This window comes from Shewanella sp. SG44-6 (assembly GCF_014164185.1).
In the GTDB taxonomy this organism is placed as follows: Bacteria; Pseudomonadota; Gammaproteobacteria; order Enterobacterales; family Shewanellaceae; genus Shewanella; species Shewanella vesiculosa.
The window spans coordinates 1-370 of record NZ_JACJER010000342.1 but is presented as its reverse complement, the minus strand read 5'-3'; the positions used below and the strand labels follow the sequence as shown (position 1 = coordinate 370).

The 370-nt window shown below is 44.3% G+C and carries 1 protein-coding gene; it reads right to left on the bottom strand.

Annotated elements, in window-relative coordinates:
* Positions 1-370 (bottom strand): SAM-dependent methyltransferase (locus H5185_RS22510; RefSeq protein WP_259396294.1); only part of this gene is annotated, 370 nt, incomplete at both ends.

Genomic DNA, 370 nt, shown 5'->3' with positions numbered 1-370 from the left:
TCTGCCACAGTAAAAGATGCGTAGTAGGATCGGGCACATGATGATAAATCATGAACTGAGTCGCTTCAAAACTTTGATGGCCACTATTACCAGGATCGATACCTAAGTCAGCCCACAAACAAGCTTCCGCAGAAATACCCGGTAACATACTCGCATCATACCCCTCCAAACGAGCTTGTTTTATGGATAAATGCCCAACACAAGCAAATACTCCAGGATGACCATATAAGGCGCATACGACTAACTTACCTAGGCGTACTTCACACAAAACAGCATTAACCATTTCAGCATAAGTAGCACGACGGTTTTTTATCTCGCCGCATTGTGCGTAATAAGGCTGCAGCGAACGCACATCACAATTAAGCGACAT